Genomic DNA, 19,544 nt, shown 5'->3' on the forward strand with positions numbered 1-19,544 from the left:
GTCATGAACGCCATGCACAACCTGCCGCTGCGTCTGCGTCAGCAATGGAACGCGGTCGCGCAGCGGTTGCAGCAACTGCTCGGCGATTCGCTGCTGAATCTGCTGGCACGCTTGGCCATCGCGGCGATCTTCCTGCTCTCCGGGCGCACCAAGGTGAGCGGCGTGCTGGACATCACCCCGGGCACGTTCGAGCTGTTTCGCAGCGAATACGCCTTGCCGTTGCTACCGCCGTCCATCGCGGCGCATCTGGCGACCTATGCCGAGCATCTGTTCCCGCTGCTGCTGGTGCTCGGCCTGTTCACGCGGCTGTCGGCGCTGGCGCTACTGCTGATGACGCTGGTGATCCAGCTGTTCGTCTACCCCGACGCCTGGTCGACTCACCTGAGCTGGGCGGCGCTGCTACTACTGCTGATCGGCCGTGGGGCCGGCCGACTCTCGCTCGATCACCTGTGGAGAATTCGCTAGCACCGACCTTAATCGCCACCTCAGGCAGGCACGACGTCCTCATCCTCGGGAATCTCATCGGTGACGAACACAGTGGCGTGATCGCTCTGCGCGTCTTCGATGCGCAGACCAAAGTAAAGGGCATCATTGGCGTCCCAGAACGCCTCGACCTGCTCAAGCGAGGCCTGCTCGAGCAGGACCTGGCCGGTGTGTTCGAGAATGATGGAATAGCGGCGATTGGCGGACATGAAAGTGACTCTGATCATCGGAAGGGCTGCATCCGCAGCTGTGATGTCATTTTGTCACTTCAGCAGGCTTAATCCCTGCCCGTTCATCGGCCGCCAGCCTTTGGCTGCCGAACGGTTGTGCCTGCTTGGATGGGTAACCTTCGAATCGCTAGTCGCGCGTTCGGTTTTCAGCTATTGCGCCAGAAGAAGTTAAACCTGCCGATTATAGAAGTGTCGCTAACGTATTTTCTGATAGCAATTCAATTCAAGATGCTTATTCCAAATTGATGGCCAAGAAAACCAATAAACATGCTGATCCAATAAACTATAAGGCTAATGCAAGTGAAGTAAAGCCATACGGCTAGGCCGTTACCAATAGCTGGTCGTTTTAAGCCGAGGGTATATTGAAAACTATATCTATGCATTCGGCAAAAACTATCAAAGGGACTATGCGACTCCCATTCTACATTGCGTTTAGTAGAAAAATATGGGTCGAGTCGGCGAATTCCATGAAAGCAAATATATATTCCGTTAAAGCCGCCGGAAAGCGCAAGAAACACCCAAGAAAACACTAAGATACGTTCTAATAGCGTTGCGTCATTCATGATTTATCCACGTATAAATTTCATTGCCTAAATACTCGCCGAAAGCACCGCCGCTAGAACCGGCTAAATATGCTCCTGTGGCTGCGCCAGTAATTGCTATTACCGCTAGAGCAGGCGCTCCAACCGTAACGCCGAATGCGATTGCTACCCCGCCTAATACGGCCGTAGCCAGTTTGGCACCTGCAATACCACCCACCGCGCCACCGCCGGCGCTCCATGCAAAGCCGCCCACCTGTTGATAACTAGTCTGGCTACAAGTTTGGCTGCTCCCCACGGAACAGGCGTCATGGATTCTGTTCAACCGAACGCCGCCGTCGATGGCGATGCCCAAATAGCCCAAGCGGCCGGCGCCTTTTGCCCAATTTGAAACCGTATTGATCCGTTGCCCAAGCTTCGGAATTTCCCCTCTATCAGCAATCGCAGAGGCGTTATGCAAAATCGATTTGGTCGATAGGCCGAGCGTGGTCTTGATGCTGTCGTAATTACGGATATTGACGGTTGAAAGGGTCAGGCGGCCAAGGGAATGATTCAGCTGGCCGAAGAGTTGCTGACGCTTTGCATAGAACTCCGGCGAAAATCGGTTGGGGTTTCCGGCGTGGCGCAGCTCCTCGACATACGCGACATTGATCTTCTCCAGCATGCTTTTGACGTCCCCTAGCTGGCGTCCGGCTGCTGCACTCAGTACACCCAACGCAGTGCTTTGATGGGATGCAACGGTTTCCAGCGAGACGTAGTCCAGAACTTCCAGGTGTCGCTTGACCGTCATGGCTTCGGCGGGTGTCAGCTGTTGGATGCCTTCACTTGCAAGCCGCGCCTGTTCCCTGAGGGCTTCCAGGCGTTGTCGGTCGGCGTCGGTGCGCGGCATGTTGGAGATGATCACGATCTCGCCAGGCAGTACCGTCTCGTTGAGATGCTCGTTGTTACGCTGGAACAACGAGCGGTGGAGGAAGTGCATTTCACGTCCGTAGATCGCCTCATAGATCGCTTGGCGGCTCTGCACCTCTTCGTTCCAGTAGAAGGCGACGTCGAATGCAGCCCCGCTACATTGGCTGTCCTGCATGATCTGTCCCGCGGTGCAGCCGGGGCGTGCCGGGCTGCTCGTTGCAGGCATGCGTAACATCTGGCCAGCCTGGATCTGGTTGGGGTCTTCAATCTGCGGGTTCAGGCGTAGCAGGCTGCTGACGGTGGTGCTGTGATCGCTGGCGATCCGGGTCAGGGTGTCGCCCCTCTGTATCGTGTATTCCATTCGCTTTATCCATGCAGTCCAAGCAGGCAGGCTTCGATACGAGCCAGCCGGTGCTCGGCAGGTTCTTCCTTGTTGGTCAGCCCCGTTCGAACCTCGGGGCTGTCGATGGCATCGGGAAACTGCAGCGCCAACTCAACGTAGGCGAACAGGTGCTGTTCGGCCTCGATACCGAATGCCTCGGCTTCGTGCACGCGCTGCTTGACGACCGCTTCCAGGTCCGGGGCGGACTTTTCATGAAAGTCATCCGCAGAAAAGTGGTTGATCAGGCGCTGGATGAAGCGCTGTCGTTCCTGTTGTTGCCAATGAACGAGGTGCTCGGGATGGATCGAAAACCAGCCCTCGTCGTCAGCAGTTCTGCCGGGAGAAATCTGGTTTGTGGTGAAACCTCGCCATTCGCTCTGCTCGGTGGTCAGTAAGATGCCGCTGACAGGGCCGAGCCAAGCGCTCAGCTCCTCTTGCGTGAGGCTGTCGAAGAAGCGTTCGCTCAAGGCCGGGTCGTAGAATCGGCAGAACGCCAGTTCACCGGAGGGCAGACTGACGCTCAGCAGGCTGCGCAAATGGTTCGCCAGGTCATTGATGCTTGCGGCGCTTTCCAACAGTAGCCCTGCCGATTGCCAGCGCTCCCGGTTCTGCCACATCAGATGCTGCCCCGCGAGGCTGTACAGGACGGGGCTGCATTCCAGCATGGACTCATGGCGCGTACCTCGGTACAGCGGCTCCAGGCGGGGTTCGTCGTCGTGCTGGTAGATGATCTGCAGAGCCGGTAATGCGGCACCATCGAGCAGCAGGTAGAGGTCGTCTCGCTCGATATCCGGTTCTTCTACAGCCTGCATCAGGCGGTGCTCGCGTTCTTGCCGCATGGGCAAACCTCCAACTGGCATGAGCCATCGGCTTGCATTCCGCACTGCTTGACCAACAGCAGTTTGGCGGCCGCGGCCTGTTTGAGTTGCCGCGACATGTTGATCAGGGCAGGCAAGGTGAGGCTGCCGGCAACGGCGCTGGTTGCCAGCCATGGCATTACCGGCGCCAGAATCTTCAGCCCCGACCCCTTTCCGGCAGCGCCACCCGAATTCATCCGGATCGTCGCACCGCTCAGCGTCACGCCGCTGGGGTCGAGCTTGAGAAAACTGCCGCCGCCGGAGGCGGTGAGCTCCATGCCGGCGTCGATGACGACCTTGCTGCCGGCGTAGTAGTGGATCTCGTTGCCCGCCTCGATGAATTGCCCAGTGCCGATCTTCAGGTGCTGGGTATTGCCCACGGTGAGGTGGTCGTTGGCGCGGATTTCAGTTTTGCGGTCGGCGTGGGTGGTGCGGTGTTCTTCGGCGCGGAACTCGCTGTAGCTATTGGCCTCCACCGTGTCGTGACGCTCGTGGCCAACGCGGATCTTCTGGTCGTGCTCGATGTTCTCGTCCCAGTCGCGCTGGGCGTGGAGGTAGATCTGCTCGGCGCCCTTGCGGTCTTCGATGCGCAGCTCGTTGTAGCCGCCACCGCCTGGGGAACTCAGGGTCTTGAACACCGTGCGGGTCTTGTTCGCCGGCAGGTCGTAGGGGACCTGGTGTTCCTTGTGGTACAGGCAACCGGTCACCAGCGGTTGGTCGGGGTCGCCTTCGAGGAAGGTCACCAGCACTTCCATGCCGACCCTCGGAATGGCAATGCCGCCATAGCGGTCGCCGGCCCAGCTGGAGCCGACGCGCAGCCAGCAGCTGGTCTTGTCGTCGGCCTGGCCTTCACGATCCCAGTGAAATTGAACGCGTACTCGGCCGTACTCGTCGCAGTGGATTTCTTCGCCGGCCGGGCCGGTGACCACTGCGGTCTGGCTGCCGAGGACCTTCGGTTTCGGATGGTTCAGCGCCGGGCGGAAGGGGATGTCCCAGGGGGTGGCGGTGAAGTGGTTGCGGTAGCCTTGTTGGAAGTCGGAGCTGGTAAGAGCCCCCTCACCCCAGCCCTCTCCCCATAGGGGAGAGGGGGCCAGTCCGTGGTGAGCTGGGACATTGGTAATTGATTCCTCCAGCACCTGTGGCTGCTTACCTTCATGCAGCACTTCGGTCAGCAGCCAGAGCTGGTTCCAGTCGCTGCGGGGGTGTTCGCCGAGCGGGAGGAAGTGCCCGCTCGCCAGCCGCGGCTGGTCGCTTTCGCCTTCGGCCAGTTCGTAGTCGTGGCGGTGGCGCTCCAGGGCGCGTTGCGACAGGTGCTTGCCGCGGGCGCGCTCGGTGAAGCGGCCGGGGTAAACGTAGTCTTCAAGGTCGGGCTGGAAGTCGCTATGAAACGCGGCCTCCATGGTCAGACGTGGCTTCTCGAAATCGTAATCGCGGCGCGTGACGCGGCTGGGGCGGGTTTCCAGGCGCAGGCCGAAGCGCTTGATCACCGGCTGGTCGGCGACCAGGCCGCTGTCCTGCTGATAGGCGGTGGCAGCGAGCCTGGGGAAGACGGTCTGGTCATCGCCGAAGACCAGGGCATGACCGGCCGCGCTGTGCTGGAAGTGATAGTGGATGCCCTCTTCCTCGCACAGGCGCTGGATGAAGTGCAGGTCCGATTCGTCGTACTGCACGCAATATTCGCGCGGCGGATAGATCACCGGGCCGAGCTGGAAGCGGTAGGCATCGGCCTGGATGCCATGCTCTTCGAGCACCTGGGCGACGATCTGCGGCACGCTAAGGTGCTGAAAGATGCGCTGGTTGGTGCGATGGGCGAGATAGGCCAGCTGCGGCACGAGCGTGAGCCGATAGCGGGTCAGGCGCTGGCCGGATTCACCCTGAGCGGCCTGATGCACCAGCCCATGAATGCCGCTGCCGTCCGGGGCGAAGGCGAGGAAGGCCCGGCGATGCAGCAGGCTTTCCAGGTCCAGATCGGGGCGCTCGCTGACCAGTTCCAAGTCGAAGCGATAAGGCTGGCTGATGGCCTCGCGACCTTGGAATTCGAGCACCTTGAAGTCGTGCTCGATGCCTTCGAGGGAAAGCGTGAAGTGGGCCTGGTTGGCGGGGTTGAACATGGCGTCTTTCCTTCCTTAGAGATCGGCCGGGCTGATATTCAGCCGCTCCATGCGATACAGCAGCGTGCGCCGCGGCAGGCCGAGTTCGCGGGCGGCCTGGCTCTGGTTGCCGCCGTTCTTGCGCAGGCAATCCATGAGCAGGCTGCGTTCGACCCGCTCCATGCGTTCGCGCAGGTTCAGGCTGCTGTCCAGGCTCGCCTCCACATGCAGATTGAAGTGCTCCGGCAGCAGTTCACCGCCTTCGCAAAGCAGCACCGCGCGCTCCACCAGCCCCTTCAATTCCCGCACGTTGCCGGGGAAGGCATAGCCTGCCAGACGTTCGAGCGCGGCGTCGGACCAGCGACACAGATCGCGCTGCAGGAAGGCGCAGGCCTTGTCGGCGAAATGCCGGGCCAGGCGCAGGATGTCCTCGTCACGCTCGCGCAGCGGCGGCAGTTCGATGGGGAAGTGCGAGAGGCGGTAGAAAAGATCCTCGCGAAACAGGCCGTTCTCCACCTGGCTGCGCAGGTCACGGTGGGTGGCGGCAACGACGCGCACGTCAACCTTGTGGGTCTCGGTGGAGCCCAGCGGGCGCACTTCGCCTTCCTGCAGCACGCGCAACAGCTTGGCTTGCAGCAGCAGCGGCATGTCACCGATCTCGTCGAGGAATAGCGTGCCGCCGTTCGCCGCATCGAGCAGGCCGCTGCGGTCGCGGTCGGCGCCGGTGAAGGCGCCCTTGCGGTAGCCGAACAGCTCACTTTCCAAGAGCTGCTCTGGCAGCGAAGCGCAGTTTTGCACGATGAATGGCTTGCTACGGCGGAAACCGCAGTCATGGATGGCGCGCGCCACCAGTTCCTTGCCGGTGCCGGTTTCTCCCGTGAGGAGCACATTGACCGGGCTGTGCAGCACCTTGCCGATCAACTGGTAGACCGTGCGCATGCGCGGGCTGTCGCCGATCAGGCCGTAACCGCTGGCGCAGGGGCTGACCGGTGCGGCGGGCGGCGCGGTGCTGCCGGGTGAACGCAGGCGCTGGAGCAGATGCAGCTGGGCGAGGCCGAAGGCACCGAGTTGGGCCAGCGAGCCGCTGAAACCGTGCAGCTCGCGCGACTCGGTATTGGCCGTGAGCAGCAGGCCGGCGACGCGCTGTTGCTCGTCCTGCAGCGGCAGGCAGAGCAGGCTACGCCACGGTTTCGGGCTATCCGGCAGGAAACCCGAAGCATGCAGGCTGCTGTCCAGTTCGCTGAGGCAAAGGGTCTGGTTCTGGCACAGGCAGTATTGCAGCAGCTGCTCACCGTCATAATCGCTCGGCAGACTGGTGGCTTCACGTGGCTGCAACAGGCCGTTGTGCCACTCGGCCGAGAGCGTCAGGCGGGTATGGGTGGCGTCGAGCAGATAGAGTTGGCTGAGCTGACAATCGCTCAGCTGCGCCGCGGTTTCCACCAGCCCACCGAGCAGGCTGTCGGCGTTCGCTGCGCGTGCCAGCCCGGCGAAGCGACCGAGCAGGGCTTCGGCATAGCGCAGCGGCTGTGGCACCTGATTGAACATCGCGGACATCTCAGGCGAACTCACAGACCAGCGCGCCGTCGCCATCCAGCGTGGCATGCACCCGCTGCAGCGGCTCGCCACTGGCCATGGCATCGAGCAGGCGGTCCACCACCAGTGGTTGCAGGTGCTGCTCGATCAGATGGTCGATCAGGCGCGCACCGCTGTCGCTGTCGCAGCAGCGCTCGGAGAGGTGCGTGACCAGCGCCGGGCAGTGGCTGAACTGCAGCTGGCGACGCTGCAGGCGCTCACCGAAGCGTGCCAGCTTGAGCGCAACCAGCTCGTCGAGCACCTCCCCGGCGATCGGGTAATAGGGCACCACGCGCATGCGCCCGAGCAGGGCCGGCTTGAAGTGCTGCGACAGTTGCGGGCGGATGGCCAGTTCCAGATCCTCGGCTGCCGGCCGCTGCCCGGCGGTGCAGAAGCTGGCGATGCGCTCGCTGGCAAGGTTGCTGGTCATGAGGATCAGGGTGTTGCGGAAGTTGATCTCGCGGCCTTCGCCGTCATTCGCCACGCCCTTGTCGAAGATCTGGTAGAAGACGTTCATCACATCGGGATCGGCCTTCTCCACCTCGTCGAGCAGGATCACTGAGTAGGGTTTCTGCCGCGCCGCTTCGGTGAGCATGCCGCCTTCGCCGTAGCCGACATAACCTGGAGGCGCGCCGATCAGGCGGGAAACGCTGTGCTTCTCCTGGAACTCGGACATGTTGATCACGGTGAGGAAGCGTTCGCCGCCGTACAGCAGGTCGGCCAGAGCGAGGGCGGTCTCGGTCTTGCCGACGCCGCTGGGGCCGACCAGCAGGAAAACGCCCACCGGAGCGTCGGGCTTGTTCAGCCCGGCCGCTGCCGCGCGCATGGCACGATCCAGCGCCTCCACGGCCTGTTCCTGACCGCGCACCCGGGCGCGCAGATCGGCGGCGAAATTGGCGACCTGGGCGTTGTGTTCACGGGCCAGCTGCGCCAGCGGCACGCCGGTCCAGTGGCTGATTACCTCCGCCACCAGGCGCGGGCAGACCTCATAGCTGACCAGTCGCTGCTCGGCCTGGACTGCCGCAAGTGCGGTCTGCAAGGCGCGCAGCTCGGCCTCCAGTTCATCGAGCGATGTGGCCACGCCGTCCTCGATCGCATCGCCGCGGGCTTCGGCCGTGCGCTTGCGCAGGTCGAGCAGTCGCTCAGCGAGCTGGCGCTGCTTGGACCAGCGGGATTCGAGCAGCTCGATCTCGTCCCCCGCCGCGATCAGGCGTTGCTCCAGCCGCTCCAGGGCAGCCGTGTCGACCGGCAGGCCGGCGGCCAGATCGCGCCGCATGGCTTCACGCTGGCGCTCGCCTTCGGCGATTTCGCCACGCAGGCGTTCCAGCGCCTCGGGCGCGGCGGCGAGACTGATGCGCACCCGCGCGCAGGCGGTATCCAGCACATCGACGGCCTTGTCCGGCAGCTGCCGGCCGGCCAGGTAGCGTGCCGACAGCTCGGCGGCGGCCGTGACCGCATCGTCGCGCAGGTAGATGCCGTGGCTCTTTTCATAGACCGGCGCCAACCCGCGCAGGATGGTGACGGCTTCCGGAACGCTCGGCTCGTGCAGTTGCACCGGCTGGAAGCGCCGGGCCAGCGCCGGGTCCTTCTCGAAATATTTCTTGTATTCGCTCCAGGTCGTCGCCGCGATGGTGCGCAGCTCGCCGCGTGCCAGGGCCGGCTTGAGCAGGTTGGCCGCATCGCCACTGCCGGCCTGGCCACCGGCGCCGATCAGCGTGTGCGCCTCATCGATGAACAGGATGATCGGCTTGGGCGAGCCTTTCACCTCGTCGATCACGTCCTGCAGACGGCGTTCGAATTCGCCCTTCACGCTGGCGCCGGCCTGCAGCAGGCCGAGGTCGAGGCACAGCAGCTCGACGCCCTTGAGTGCCGCCGGCACTTCGCCGGCGGCGATGCGCAGTGCCAGGCCTTCGACGATGGCAGTCTTGCCGACCCCGGCCTCGCCGACCACGATCGGATTGTTCTTCCGCCGCCGGGCAAGGATGTCGATCATCTGGCGGATCGCCGAGTCGCGGCAGAGCACCGGATCGAGCTTGCCGTCGCGGGCCTGCTGGGTGAAATTGTGGGTAAAGCGCGCCAGGCTGGATTCGCCGCTGGCTGCCGGCTTGCCGTTCGCGGCCTGCGGCTGCTGGCTTAGGGCGAAGTCGCGCAGGCGCTCGGCATCCAGCCGGGCCAGCAATGGCTGGTAGTGGCTGCCGGCATAGCGCAGCGGATTGCGCAGCAGCGCGAGAATCAGCGCGGCCTGGTCGATCTGGCTCTGGCCGAGCTCCAAGCTGGCCACCAGCAGGGCATCCTGAAGCCATTGCACCAGTTCGGTGGAAAACACCGGGTTGCGCGACTCGCTGTGCTCACCTCGCGGTTGCAGCGCCTGCGCCAGTGCGCCGGCATCCACTTCGGCATCCAGCAAGGCTCGCTTGAGCAATCCATCGGGACGCTCTAGCAGGCCGAGCAGCAGATCCTCGACGAGAATCTTGCTGCCGCCACGTACCACGCAGCGTTCGGCTGCGCCTTCCAAATCGCGCTTGGTTTCGGCGTCCAGCGCCTGTACCAGCTGTTGCAGATCGACATTGATCATTTTCATCTTCCTTAATGGGTCTGGCTGCCGAGAGTGACCAAGCCGTCGGCGCGTTCGCGTCCGAGCCAGCTGGTCCAGCCGAGGCGGCAGTTGTTGTCGGCGCCGATGCGCAGCTCACGGATCTCGTCCGGGCGAAGCTCCAGGCGCAGGTCGTAATCCAGCGGATCGCGCAGGGTGAAGCGCACCAGCGCACAGAGCGGCTGGTAGCCGCTGCCGATAGGCAGGAATTCGTGGAAGCGATTCCAGTCCAGCTGGCGGATATGGATGCGAAACTTGCCGCCGCGGTCGCGGACCCGCTCGCCGAGCACCAGGCTTTCGCCCAGCTGGCTGTTGGCCTGGCCGAGACGGTTGCGTTGCTCGCCGAGGATTTCCACCTGGCGCTCCAGGCATTGCTCGATGTTCAGCTCGGCGTGCTTGAAGTAGTAGCGCAGCACCGATTCGATCAGTGCTGCCGAGTGGGCGCGCAGGCTGAGCAGACCGAGATAGGGCAGCAGGCGCTTCCAGTTCAGCTCTGGCGCGTTGCGGATGGCCTCGCCGCTGAGTCCGACCAGAGCGAACAGCTGCTCCGAGAAGGGGTCATGGGCGCCGCTGGTGAAGCGGGCCCGGTAGCGGTATTTCTGCCAGATTGGCAACAGGAGGCGCTGCAGGCGATTGTTGAACAGGTCGAGAAAGTCGCGGGTCGGGTTGCCGTCCTCGCTGTCGCCAAGTGCCTGTTCACCGTAGAAGGCCGGTAGCGGCGAGCCGGCGCCGAACAGGCTGACCAGGTTGATGCGCAGGCGCGCGCGCCACTCGCCATGCTCCTGGAAGAACTGCACCTGCTCGATATCGCTGCCGGGAAAGCCCAGGCTCGGATTGGCCTGGAACTCCAGGCGCTCGTAGAGCGATTCTTCGTCCAGGCCAGGGTTGAGCTGGCGCAGGCGATCGAGCACCAGCAGCACGCCCTGGAACAGGCTGTACTCGCGAATGCCGCGGTTGAGCGGTTTCAGAGCAGCGGTTGCTGACCCATGCGCGGCGTCCATTGGTACACCTCTCCCTGTGTGCTCTGCACGCGCAGCTCGTGATACGAGTTGAGGCTGGCGTAGAGGGCGAAGAATTCGTTGAGCACCGAGGCGAAGAGGAACAGGTCGCCCTCACCGATGAAGCCGTCCTGGTTCATGGTCAGTTCGGTGCGTACGCCGCGCACCGGCAGCCCGCGATGCAGGCGATCGACGTGCTGGTGGGCGATGTGAGTCAGGCCGCCGAGGCGCCGCCGGCTGACGTTCTCGGCGTGCTTGTCGTAATAGCGCGGCAGGTCGTAAGTCTCGAGGATCACCTTGAGCGCCTCGACGTTGGCCAGCGACAGGTAGTTCAGCGACATGTTGCTGATCAGCTTCCACAGATAGTCACGCTGCAGCGGCGGCGCGTAGCTCGGGGTGACCGCCGAGATGTTGCGGAAGCTGAGGAATTCCGGCGTGTCTTCGCAGGGCTTGCAGATGTCGCCGAGCTTCAGCTGGCGCGGCAGGTTCTGGTTGGTACAGGTCAGCTCGATGGACAGCGTCTCGTGCTGGTCGAGGTTGCGCAGGCCGAAGCTGAGCCAGGTTTCCTGCCCTTCTCCGAGCAGCGAAGGTTGCTGGCGCACGCTGTAGTGCGGGCGCGCCACCGGCACATCGAAGCTGGCGTCGTGCTCGAAGGATTCGAACGGCACGTATTCTTCGTAGCCCATGCCGCCGGGTTTCCAGCCGGTCACCCGGTCCACCGAGAACACGCCGCATTGCTGCGCATCGTACTCGGCTGGCAGCAGCAGGTACTGGTCCTGCTTGCCGTCCAGGCGGATCGGGATGGCATCGTGCGGGAACAGGTTGACCACCGGCGTGCAGTACAGGCGCACGTTGTCCAGCGTCGGGCGGATGCGCTGCACGCCGGCCTTGTGAATGTCGAAGCGCAGCTCCAGGCCGCGGGCCTGCTTGAGCAAATCCTCCGGGATGCGCTGGATGACCTCCAGACCCTTGAGGTCGACGAAGAGGAACTTGTCCGGGAAGGCGAAATATTCCTGCAGGTAGCGATAGCCGCGGAATGTATTGAGCGGGTAGGGGATCAGCGCCTCATCCTCGGCGAATCCCACCGGTTCGACCTGCTTGGCGTTGAGCTGCAAGGGGGTCAGCGGTCGGCCATCGGGACCTGTCAGCGGTTTGCCCTGCGCGTCCAGCGGCACCAGCTCGATGCCGCCCAGATGCCGCAACAGGCTGAGGTAGAGCAGCTGACTGATGTAAGGCTCGCCCGCCAGGTGCAGGCGCAGATGACTGAGGCCGATCTCGCCGAGATGACCATCGGCGCTCATCTGCAGGCGCAGGCTGAGCAGCGCGCCGGTGCCCTTGACCGAATACTCCAGCGCCTGCAGCGCCAGTGGCAGCACTTCTGTGGCGTAGGCTGTGCGAAAACAGCAGCTGACGCCTTGCACAGGATTGGATTCCACCGGCGTGTTGCGTGGCACCGTCAGCGCCGGGCCCGGGCGTTTCAGCGGATCGAACTGCAGCATGCTGAACGCCGGCAGCGGGCGCATGTAATTCGGCCACAGCAGATGCATCAGCGAGTGAGTCAGCTCCGGCAACTCGTCATCGAGCTTCTGCCGCAGCCGCCCGGTGAGAAAGGCGAACCCTTCGAGCAGCCGCTCGACATCCGGATCGCGCCCGGCCTGCCCGAGGAATGGCGCCAGTGCCGGACTGCGCTCGGCGAAGCGCTTGCCCAGCTGGCGCAGGGCGGTGAGTTCGCTCTGGTAGTAGTGGTTGAAAGACATGTCTAACGATTCATCCTTGTCGTTCCGTGTCCGGCGCTGTGCGGATTGCACCTAGCGTCGGCGGTAGCATCCCGTGGTGGTGTCCATGTTCACGAGCAGGCAGTTGCCGCTTGGCACAAGTCTCATCCCGTCGAAAAAGGCCCTCGGCCCGCGTTCGCGTAACTCGATCTGCCCGTCCACCATTGCCCAGCGCCCTCGACCCTGGATGTCGAGGCTGCCGTAGTAAAGCACCGCCTCGAACGTGCCCTGTTCATGGAGCAGCAGCTGTGAGCCCATTTCCATCACGCCGACCAGTTCGTAGCGCCCGGCCAGTTCGCGTGGTGGCGGCGTGGAAGTGTTGGTGCAGGCGGCCAATGTCAGCGCGAGGGCGGCGAGTGCCAGGCGGGCGCGGCGTGGGGAGGGTTTACCACGAGTCATAGGGCACCCCGTGTTGCTCGACATAGGCCTTGGCCTCGTCCGAGATGAAGTAGTAGTGCCCATCGGATTTCCCGCCATAAGGTCCGACTTTGCTGATCGCGGCGTGGAACCGACCGATTTCGATGGACCGGACGCAGGGACCGCCGACCCAGGCCTTGGCGACACCGCCGGGGGCCAGCCCAATGGTGATGTCTTTGCGAAATTGTCCATCCAGCCACTTGCCCTGAAAGTGACAATAGCCGCGTTGAGGCTTGAGCATTTCCTCGCGCACCCACTCGGGAATATTGATGCGTACGTTGTAGGTCTGCGGTTCGACCAGCGATTGCCAACGCACGAAAATGATCTCCGGCAGATCAATACCTGGCAGGTCCTTGCCTGCGCCTCCTGCTGGATGTTCAGGCCAGCCGCTGACCTTGCCGGAGTAGGAAGGGATCCCGCCACTGACGCGCTCGTAGGCCAGCCCCCTGCGGTCGATCACATCCACGCTTTCCACCCAGATTTCCATATGCTCAGGCGCAAAGACACCCACAAACCAGGCGTTATAGGGGAGTTTCGGCTGGGCGTGGCTGTTGGTGCAGCCGCTGAGCAGAGCGAGTATGCAGGCGAGAAGGAGTTTCTTCATTCGGGATAGCCTTGCTGTGGCTTATTGTTGTAGACCAGCCGTACATTGGGTGCCGGCTTGCTAATAAGCAGTCCGCTGGTGGGTTTCCAGTGCGCGGATAAGTGGATATAGCGCGACCGAAGCAGATGCTCCTCATGTACATCAAGCTCGTACCGGCCGCCCTCGGCATAAGTCATTAACTTGGAGTGGATCTGCTGGAGTTCGGAAGGGAGAGCCAATACGGGATCTCTGTCCTGTATAGGCCGTAACGGTACTCCATGATGCGAAGCGAGGTTTCGCATCACACGCAAATACACCAGCGCAAGTTCACTGCGTATTGGGCGCTCAATGGCTACCAGGCCTAACACCCAATCCTCCGGCGGATGGTTGACACCGCGGGGGTGGAGTTTGCGGATGCGGCGAACGTCTTTTTTAATCTGATCATCCGGCAGGCCAAAAGCCTTCCACTTTTCGTATTGGCGCTCGGTTTCGCGCCAGGCGTGAGTACGTTCAGTTGGTGTGTCCGCGGGCACCGTGGAGCTGACCGGGCGACTTAGGATCAGCTTTTCCTGCACAACCGGAAGATAGCCGCCACCGATATCCGAGTGCGCGCCGGGGAGGGTTATCTCTTGATGATGTGGGGTCACGCTATTGAGCGCGAAGTTCCAGCGCATCTCATCACGGGCCTTCAGCTGAAGCACTTTGCGCGCACAATCTGGCGGGAGGTACAGGTTGACACCTGGATTGTGGTGGTCCGCAGGGCTGAAGTCCCAGCTCAACGGGTCGGCCACGGCCGCCACCGTATCGAACAGACCGATGAAGTTAATCTGAACGTTGGTGGCCCAGTCGAATTTCGCGTTAAACCCCGGCGCCTGCGCATTGAATAAACTCGCCAGGATGCCGCTTTCCGATTTGAGTATTTCGTTGGCGAAGTGACGGGCCGCAGCAGCCCCGCGACTGAATCCAAAGATGTCGAGTTCCAACCCTTCGATTTCCAGATTGGGGTTATTACCCAGCAGGCGACCCAGCGACTCTTGGATCTTCTGCGGACTTTGCATCACCCGGGCCACTACGCCGGTATCGCCCATACCAGTCCCTTGCCCGTACACCGAGTCTTCTTCCCCGCTGCTGGTGCCGATGCCTTCGAGATACGCCTTGATGCTGGCGCTACGCTCGTCCTTAGCCAGGCTCCGGGTCGCATCGTCCTTGTACAGGTCGAACAGCCGCGCTACGTTGCTCGGCGCGTTGCCGTAGCTGTTGTCCGGTGTCTGGGTAAAGAAGCCGTTGCCTTCGCTACCGCCGAAACCATGCGCCCTACAATACTCGACGACCTCCCCGAGGGTGCGCTCGTCCAGCAGGGTCAGGTCGTCCTGACGACACTTTTCGGTCACGGCAGCATTAGCCAGGTTGTTGCCGGTGCCATCGAAGAACACGCCGATTCGCAGGGTGATGCCCTGGCGCGCCTGTTGCTGCGGCTGATCGACCAGCTCCTCTTCTTCGTCTTCTTCTTCCAGGCCCAAAGGCGCTAGGTCCCCCGGCTCTTCCTGCCAGGCGCGGGCCACCGGTGCAGATGAGCGAAAGGCCTCGGCGGCAGCGGCCGCTGCAGTAACTGTCTTGGCAACTCCAAGGACGGCAGGCGCGAGGAAGGGCGCCGCGCTATGGCTGCTGCCGATGACCACCGTACCCGAACCGGCGGTGACGACATTGCCGTGGTTACCCACACTGCCCACCACCGCCGCCGGCTTGCCGTCGATCAGCACATTGGGAATCACGGCGCTGGCCATTGCGCCGCCGCAGGCGGAAGCGTCGCCCATGCGTGCGGCCGGCAGGCCGTCGAACAGCACGTCGGGTGAGCCGACGGCGATGGGGTTGGTGCCGTGGCCCGTCTTCGGGCAGGCGGTAGGATCGCCGAGGCGGGCTGCGGGTTTGCCGGACATCCGTTGTCTCCTTACTGGACCTTGACCTGTCCGCTGCCATCCAGGCTGGCGGAAAAGCTGACCTGGCGCTTGAGGCCATCCACTTCCAGCAGGCCTTCGATGGTGAAGGCGAGGGTCAGTGGATCGTGGGTGCGCGGCAGCGACAGCACGCGCACCTGGGTCAACCTGGGTTCGTACGCTTCGATGAAACGTTCGATGGCGATACGCGCCTGCTGCAGCGAGTCGTGCAGCGACAGGCGCATATCGTTGAGATCGGGCAACCCGTAGTCGGGCAGCGTCTGCACGCTGCCCGCTCGGGTGCTGAGCATCTTCGCCAGATGGGCAGCCACCGAGGCCATTGCCGCGACTTCGCGGCTCCAGCCGGAACGTCGCGCGGCGTCACCGCCGAGGCGTTCGAAGAGGCTGCCGTATCCGTTCAAGTGCTTATTCCTTGTCCAGCTTGCCGACCAGCGACAGGGTGAAATCCGCGCCCATGTATTTGAAGTGCGGACGCACGCTGAGGCTGACGCGGTACCAGCCCGGTTCGCCCTCGACGTCGCTGACGTTGACCTGGGCGGCGCGCAGCGGACGACGGCTGCGTACTTCGGAGCTCGGATTCTCCTGGTCGGCGACGAACTGGCGGATCCACTTGTTGAGTTCCAGTTCGAGGTCGGTGCGCTCCTTCCATGCACCGATCTGCTCGCGCTGCAGCACCTTCAGGTAGTGCGCCAGGCGGTTGACGATGAACAGGTAGGGCAGCTGGGTGCCGAGCTTGTAGTTCAGCTCGGCGGTCTTGCCTTCTTCGCTATTACCGAAGAACTTGGGCTTCTGCGCCGAGTTGGCGGAGAAGAACGCGGCGTTGTCGCTGCCCTTGCGCATGGTCAGGGCGATAAAGCCTTCCTCGGCCAGCTCGTACTCGCGACGATCGGAAACCAGCACTTCGGTCGGGATCTTGGTTTCGATCTCGCCCATGCTTTCGAAATGGTGCAGCGGCAGGTCTTCCACTGCTCCGCCGCTCTGCGGGCCGATGATGTTCGGGCACCAGCGGAACTTGGCGAAGCTGTCGGTCAGGCGGCTGGCGAAGGCGTAGGCGGTGTTGCCCCACAGGTAGTGTTCGTGGCTGCCGGCGACGTTTTCCTTGTAGACGAAGCTCTTCACCGGGTTGTCTTCCGGATCGTAGGGGTTGCGCAGCAGGAAGCGCGGGACGGTCAGGCCGACGTAGCGGGCATCTTCCTGTTCGCGGAAGCTCTGCCACTTGGTGAACTGCGGGCCCTCGAAGTGATCCTTCAGGTCCTTCAGGTCCGGCAGGCCGGTGAAGCTTTCCAGACCGAAGAACTTCGGGCCGGCAGCGGCAATGAATGGCGCGTGGGACATGCTCGCGACGCTGGCAACGTACTGCATGGTCTTCACGTCTGGTGCGCTGGGGTCGAAGAAGTAGTTGGCGATCAGCGCACCGACCGGCTGGCCGCCGAACTGGCCGTATTCGGCGGTGTAGATGTGCTTGTACAGGCCGGACTGAACGATCTCCGGGCTGTCCTCGAAGTCGTCGAGCAGGTCCTGCTTGGAGGCGTTGAGCAGCTCGAGCTTGATGTTCTCGCGAAAGTTGGTGCGATCGACCAGCAGCTTCAGACCGCGCCAGGAGGATTCCAGGGCCTGGAACTGCGGGTGGTGAAGGATTTCGTCCATCTGCTGGCTGAGCTTGGCGTCGATCTCCGCGATCATGCGGTCGACCATGGCCTTCTTCACCGGCTCGTTTTCGTTCTGCGGCTTGAGCAGTTCTTCGATGAAGGCCGAGACGCCGCGCTTGGCGATGTCGTAGGCCTCGTCGTCCGGGGTCAGGCGGGTTTCGGCGATGATGCGGTCGAGGATGCCGCCTTCGGCGAGGTGGTTGCCGTGCTCGACGGCGGCTGCGCTAGTGGTCATGTAGATGTGCTTCCTTGTCGGTGATATCAGGCGTCCAGCTTCTCTTTGGCCGCCAGGCCCAGTTCGCCGAGTACGCGGTCACGCGAATCGTCGTCGGCGAGTACGCTTTCGATGGCCTTGCGGAAGGCCGGGGCGTTGCCCAGTGGGCCTTTCAGGGCGACCAGGGCGTCGCGCAGTTCCATCAGTTTCTTCAGCTCCGGGACCTGCTCGACCAGATTGGCCGGGTTGAAGTCCTTCATCGAATTGATGCGCAGCTGCACGGCCAGCTCGTCATCGGTCTGCTCGTCCTGCAGACGGTTCGGCACGCCGAAGGTCAGGTTCAGCTCCTGCTTGGCCAGGACCTCGTCGAAGCTGTTCTTGTCGATGGCGATGGGCTTGCGGTCTTCGATCTTGCGATCGTCGGCGCGCTGGGTGAAATCGCCCAGCACCATCAGCTTGAGGGGCAGCTCGACCTCTTCCTGAGCATTGCCGGTGGCCGGCTTGAACGTGACGTTGATGCGTTCCTTGGGTGCAACCGAGCCTTCTTTGGCCATGGTGTTCTCCTTTGCGGTTAATCCAGCACCACTTCGAGATCGAGGTGGCACAGCCTGCGGTAAATCTCATCCTTGCTTTCACGCACGGCGTGGTTCTGCGGCAGCAGCTCGCAACAGCTGTGCAGCAGGCGCAGTACCTCGAGGGCGAGATCGGGTTCCCAGCTGCCCAGGCCACTGGCTTCGAGCTGCTGGTCGAGTGCTTCGAGCTGGGTTTTGGCCAGCTCGTATTTCTTGGCCTGGTAGCACAGGCGGGCGAGGCTCAGCTGCCAGAAGAAGCGCTCGCGGCCACCTCGGGCGCGAGCCAGGCCCTGTTTGAGCTGCTGCACGGCGGGCTTGAGGCCGTCCTTGCGCAGCAGCGGCACAGCTTCCTGCAGCGCGAGCTCCCAGCTCGGTTGCAGGGTGCCGGCTACGGGCGGCTCCTCCTGTCTGGCGGCCGTTGTCGGCTGCACATGGGGCATGACCTGGCCACTGATCCAGGCACGGGTTTCGGCATCGGCAAACGGGGTGCCGTCGTGAAAGCACAGTTCTTCCAGACGCGGTACGCGTTGCAGGAACAGCGCGAGCTGGATCTCCACTTCGCGCATGGCCTGCGCGGCGTCCAGCTCCTGCAGGCACTCCCAGGCCAGGCGCTGGCCGTCCAGCCAGAACGGCGCGCGCGCGGTGCTGTTTTCCAGATCCACCAGCAGGTCGGCGTACTGCCCTTGAGCGAAGCGTTCGCGGTAGCTGGCGAGCTTGTCGGCGGGCACGCCACGTAGCGCGGTAATCTGCTCGCTGTTGTGCTCCGGCTGGCTGTCGATGCTCAGCCAGAGCAGGGTTCGCGCGAGGCGCAGGGGGCGCAGATCGCTGGTGCGCTGCTTGAGCCACCAGGCGGTCAGTGGGCGCGCCTGCTCCTGCAGGTTGCGCACGGCCTTGAGCGCTTCCTTGTCGTTCTCTATCGGCGAGCCGGGAGCGAAGACCTGGCTGGCGACCTGCTTGACCTGGGCAATGGCCGCCCCCACCGTACCTGGCTGCGCCTGTCCCTGACTGGCGCGTTTGACCATGCCGTCGAGCTGGCGGCACAGCGGCAGCAGCAGCGGTGCGTCTTCGCCCAGATGGCCGGACAGGCACTGCTCCAGCGCATGCAATTGCTCGGCGAGGCTGCGAAACAGTGGCAGCTGTTCGCCAACCGGCACGTCTTCGGAAAAGGTCTGCTCCAGGCGCGGCAGCAACCAGTTGATCGCGGCGGCGCGGGTGCGTGGCTTGCGTGGGTGCAGCTCGTCCCAGTGATTGCTGCACAGGTATTGCAGCAGGCTCAGGCCAGCCTGCAGCCCAGCGAAGGATTCGCGTTGGAACAGGCTCCATGTGAGCCAGGCTGCAGCACGCAGGTCCTTGGACAGCGAAGCGAGCAGCACTTCGCTGCCTTCGCGGACCTTCTGCCAGTCGATGCCGGTGGTCTGATGCAGTGCCCCCGCCTTGGCAAGTTCAGCCTCGAGCAGTTCGAATTCGCTGCTGTAGCGAATATCGTCGCCAGCGAAATTGCTGTCATTGACCGGCTTTCTGGCAAGTTCCAGATAATGCTTGCTGAGTGCGCTGGCGTGCATTGGGTCTTCCGTGACGCTCAAGTTCGATCCGTGAACTTTGAAACATGCCGCCAATATCAAAAGCGGAATGTTTCCGAGAAAAGGGGTGCGCAATTTGTTGCACACCGTCCCTGCGCAACAAATTGCACAGGGCCTTATGGGGTGGGCATCCTAGACGTGGGGTA

General features: G+C 63.0%; 17 protein-coding genes. 1 reads left to right on the plus strand and 16 read right to left on the minus strand.

Features of this window, described 5'->3' with window-relative positions:
* Positions 1 to 3 precede the first annotated feature (3 nt).
* Positions 4 to 465 carry a DoxX family protein gene (locus tag CW305_RS19920; protein WP_023444057.1) on the plus strand — a complete coding sequence of 154 codons (462 nt, stop codon included), beginning with the start codon at positions 4 to 6 and terminating at the stop codon, positions 463 to 465.
* Positions 466 to 485: 20 nt separating this feature from the next.
* Here CW305_RS19920 and CW305_RS19925 read toward each other — a convergent pair whose 3' ends face one another.
* From CW305_RS19925 to tssA, 16 genes are all read right to left on the minus strand, one after another.
* Complete coding sequence (locus CW305_RS19925; protein WP_041013889.1) at positions 486 to 692, minus strand: hypothetical protein; 207 nt, start codon at positions 690 to 692, stop codon at positions 486 to 488.
* Positions 693 to 931: 239 nt separating this feature from the next.
* Positions 932 to 1,276, minus strand: a complete 345-nt coding sequence (locus CW305_RS19930; RefSeq protein ID WP_104098751.1) for a hypothetical protein — start codon at positions 1,274 to 1,276, stop codon at positions 932 to 934.
* Positions 1,269 to 2,522: a LysM peptidoglycan-binding domain-containing protein gene (locus tag CW305_RS19935; RefSeq protein ID WP_101276808.1), complete on the minus strand. Its 1,254-nt coding sequence runs from the start codon at positions 2,520 to 2,522 to the stop codon at positions 1,269 to 1,271. Before CW305_RS19935 ends, CW305_RS19930 begins: the two co-directional genes overlap by 8 nt.
* A gap of 5 nt (positions 2,523 to 2,527) precedes the next feature.
* The gene (locus CW305_RS19940) at positions 2,528 to 3,382 is read right to left on the minus strand and encodes a DUF4123 domain-containing protein (RefSeq protein ID WP_104098752.1); all 855 of its coding nucleotides are present in this window, start codon (positions 3,380 to 3,382) and stop codon (positions 2,528 to 2,530) included.
* The gene (locus CW305_RS19945; RefSeq protein WP_104098753.1) at positions 3,355 to 5,511 is read right to left on the minus strand and encodes a type VI secretion system Vgr family protein; all 2,157 of its coding nucleotides are present in this window, start codon (positions 5,509 to 5,511) and stop codon (positions 3,355 to 3,357) included. Before CW305_RS19945 ends, CW305_RS19940 begins: the two co-directional genes overlap by 28 nt.
* 15 nt (positions 5,512 to 5,526) lie before the next feature.
* Positions 5,527 to 7,035, minus strand: a complete 1,509-nt coding sequence (locus tag CW305_RS19950) for a sigma-54 interaction domain-containing protein (RefSeq protein WP_104099115.1) — start codon at positions 7,033 to 7,035, stop codon at positions 5,527 to 5,529.
* Between the two features lie 10 nt (positions 7,036 to 7,045).
* Positions 7,046 to 9,637 (minus strand): type VI secretion system ATPase TssH, encoded by a 2,592-nt coding sequence (gene tssH / locus CW305_RS19955; RefSeq protein WP_104098754.1) that lies wholly within the window; start codon positions 9,635 to 9,637, stop codon positions 7,046 to 7,048.
* Positions 9,638 to 9,648: 11 nt separating this feature from the next.
* Positions 9,649 to 10,656 (minus strand): type VI secretion system baseplate subunit TssG, encoded by a 1,008-nt coding sequence (gene tssG, locus CW305_RS19960; RefSeq protein ID WP_104098755.1) that lies wholly within the window; start codon positions 10,654 to 10,656, stop codon positions 9,649 to 9,651.
* A complete protein-coding gene (gene tssF / locus CW305_RS19965; protein WP_104098756.1) occupies positions 10,620 to 12,410 on the minus strand; it encodes a type VI secretion system baseplate subunit TssF in 1,791 nt (596 codons plus the stop codon). Before tssF ends, tssG begins: the two co-directional genes overlap by 37 nt.
* Positions 12,411 to 12,461: 51 nt before the next feature.
* Entirely contained in the window at positions 12,462 to 12,827 is a 366-nt protein-coding gene (locus CW305_RS19970; RefSeq protein WP_104098757.1) for a hypothetical protein, read from the minus strand.
* On the minus strand, positions 12,814 to 13,449 hold the full coding sequence (locus CW305_RS19975; protein ID WP_104098758.1) for a DUF2931 family protein: 636 nt from the start codon (positions 13,447 to 13,449) through the stop codon (positions 12,814 to 12,816). The genes CW305_RS19970 and CW305_RS19975 overlap by 14 nt, the downstream gene beginning before the upstream one ends.
* Positions 13,446 to 15,365: a PAAR domain-containing protein gene (locus CW305_RS19980; RefSeq protein WP_104098759.1), complete on the minus strand. Its 1,920-nt coding sequence runs from the start codon at positions 15,363 to 15,365 to the stop codon at positions 13,446 to 13,448. Before CW305_RS19980 ends, CW305_RS19975 begins: the two co-directional genes overlap by 4 nt.
* Before the next feature lie 11 nt (positions 15,366 to 15,376).
* Positions 15,377 to 15,784: a type VI secretion system baseplate subunit TssE gene (gene tssE, locus CW305_RS19985; RefSeq protein ID WP_003303358.1), complete on the minus strand. Its 408-nt coding sequence runs from the start codon at positions 15,782 to 15,784 to the stop codon at positions 15,377 to 15,379.
* Positions 15,785 to 15,788: 4 nt separating this feature from the next.
* Complete coding sequence (tssC, locus tag CW305_RS19990) at positions 15,789 to 17,267, minus strand: type VI secretion system contractile sheath large subunit (RefSeq protein WP_023444045.1); 1,479 nt, start codon at positions 17,265 to 17,267, stop codon at positions 15,789 to 15,791.
* Positions 17,268 to 17,293: 26 nt separating this feature from the next.
* A complete protein-coding gene (gene tssB, locus CW305_RS19995) occupies positions 17,294 to 17,800 on the minus strand; it encodes a type VI secretion system contractile sheath small subunit (protein WP_008567243.1) in 507 nt (168 codons plus the stop codon).
* 17 nt (positions 17,801 to 17,817) lie between these two features.
* Positions 17,818 to 19,380, minus strand: coding sequence for a type VI secretion system protein TssA (gene tssA, locus CW305_RS20000; protein ID WP_104098760.1), 1,563 nt, complete (start codon positions 19,378 to 19,380; stop codon positions 17,818 to 17,820).
* Between the last annotated feature and the right edge of the window lie 164 nt (positions 19,381 to 19,544).

The sequence above is a fragment of the Stutzerimonas kunmingensis genome, from assembly GCF_002929225.1.
Lineage (GTDB): Bacteria > Pseudomonadota > Gammaproteobacteria > Pseudomonadales > Pseudomonadaceae > Stutzerimonas.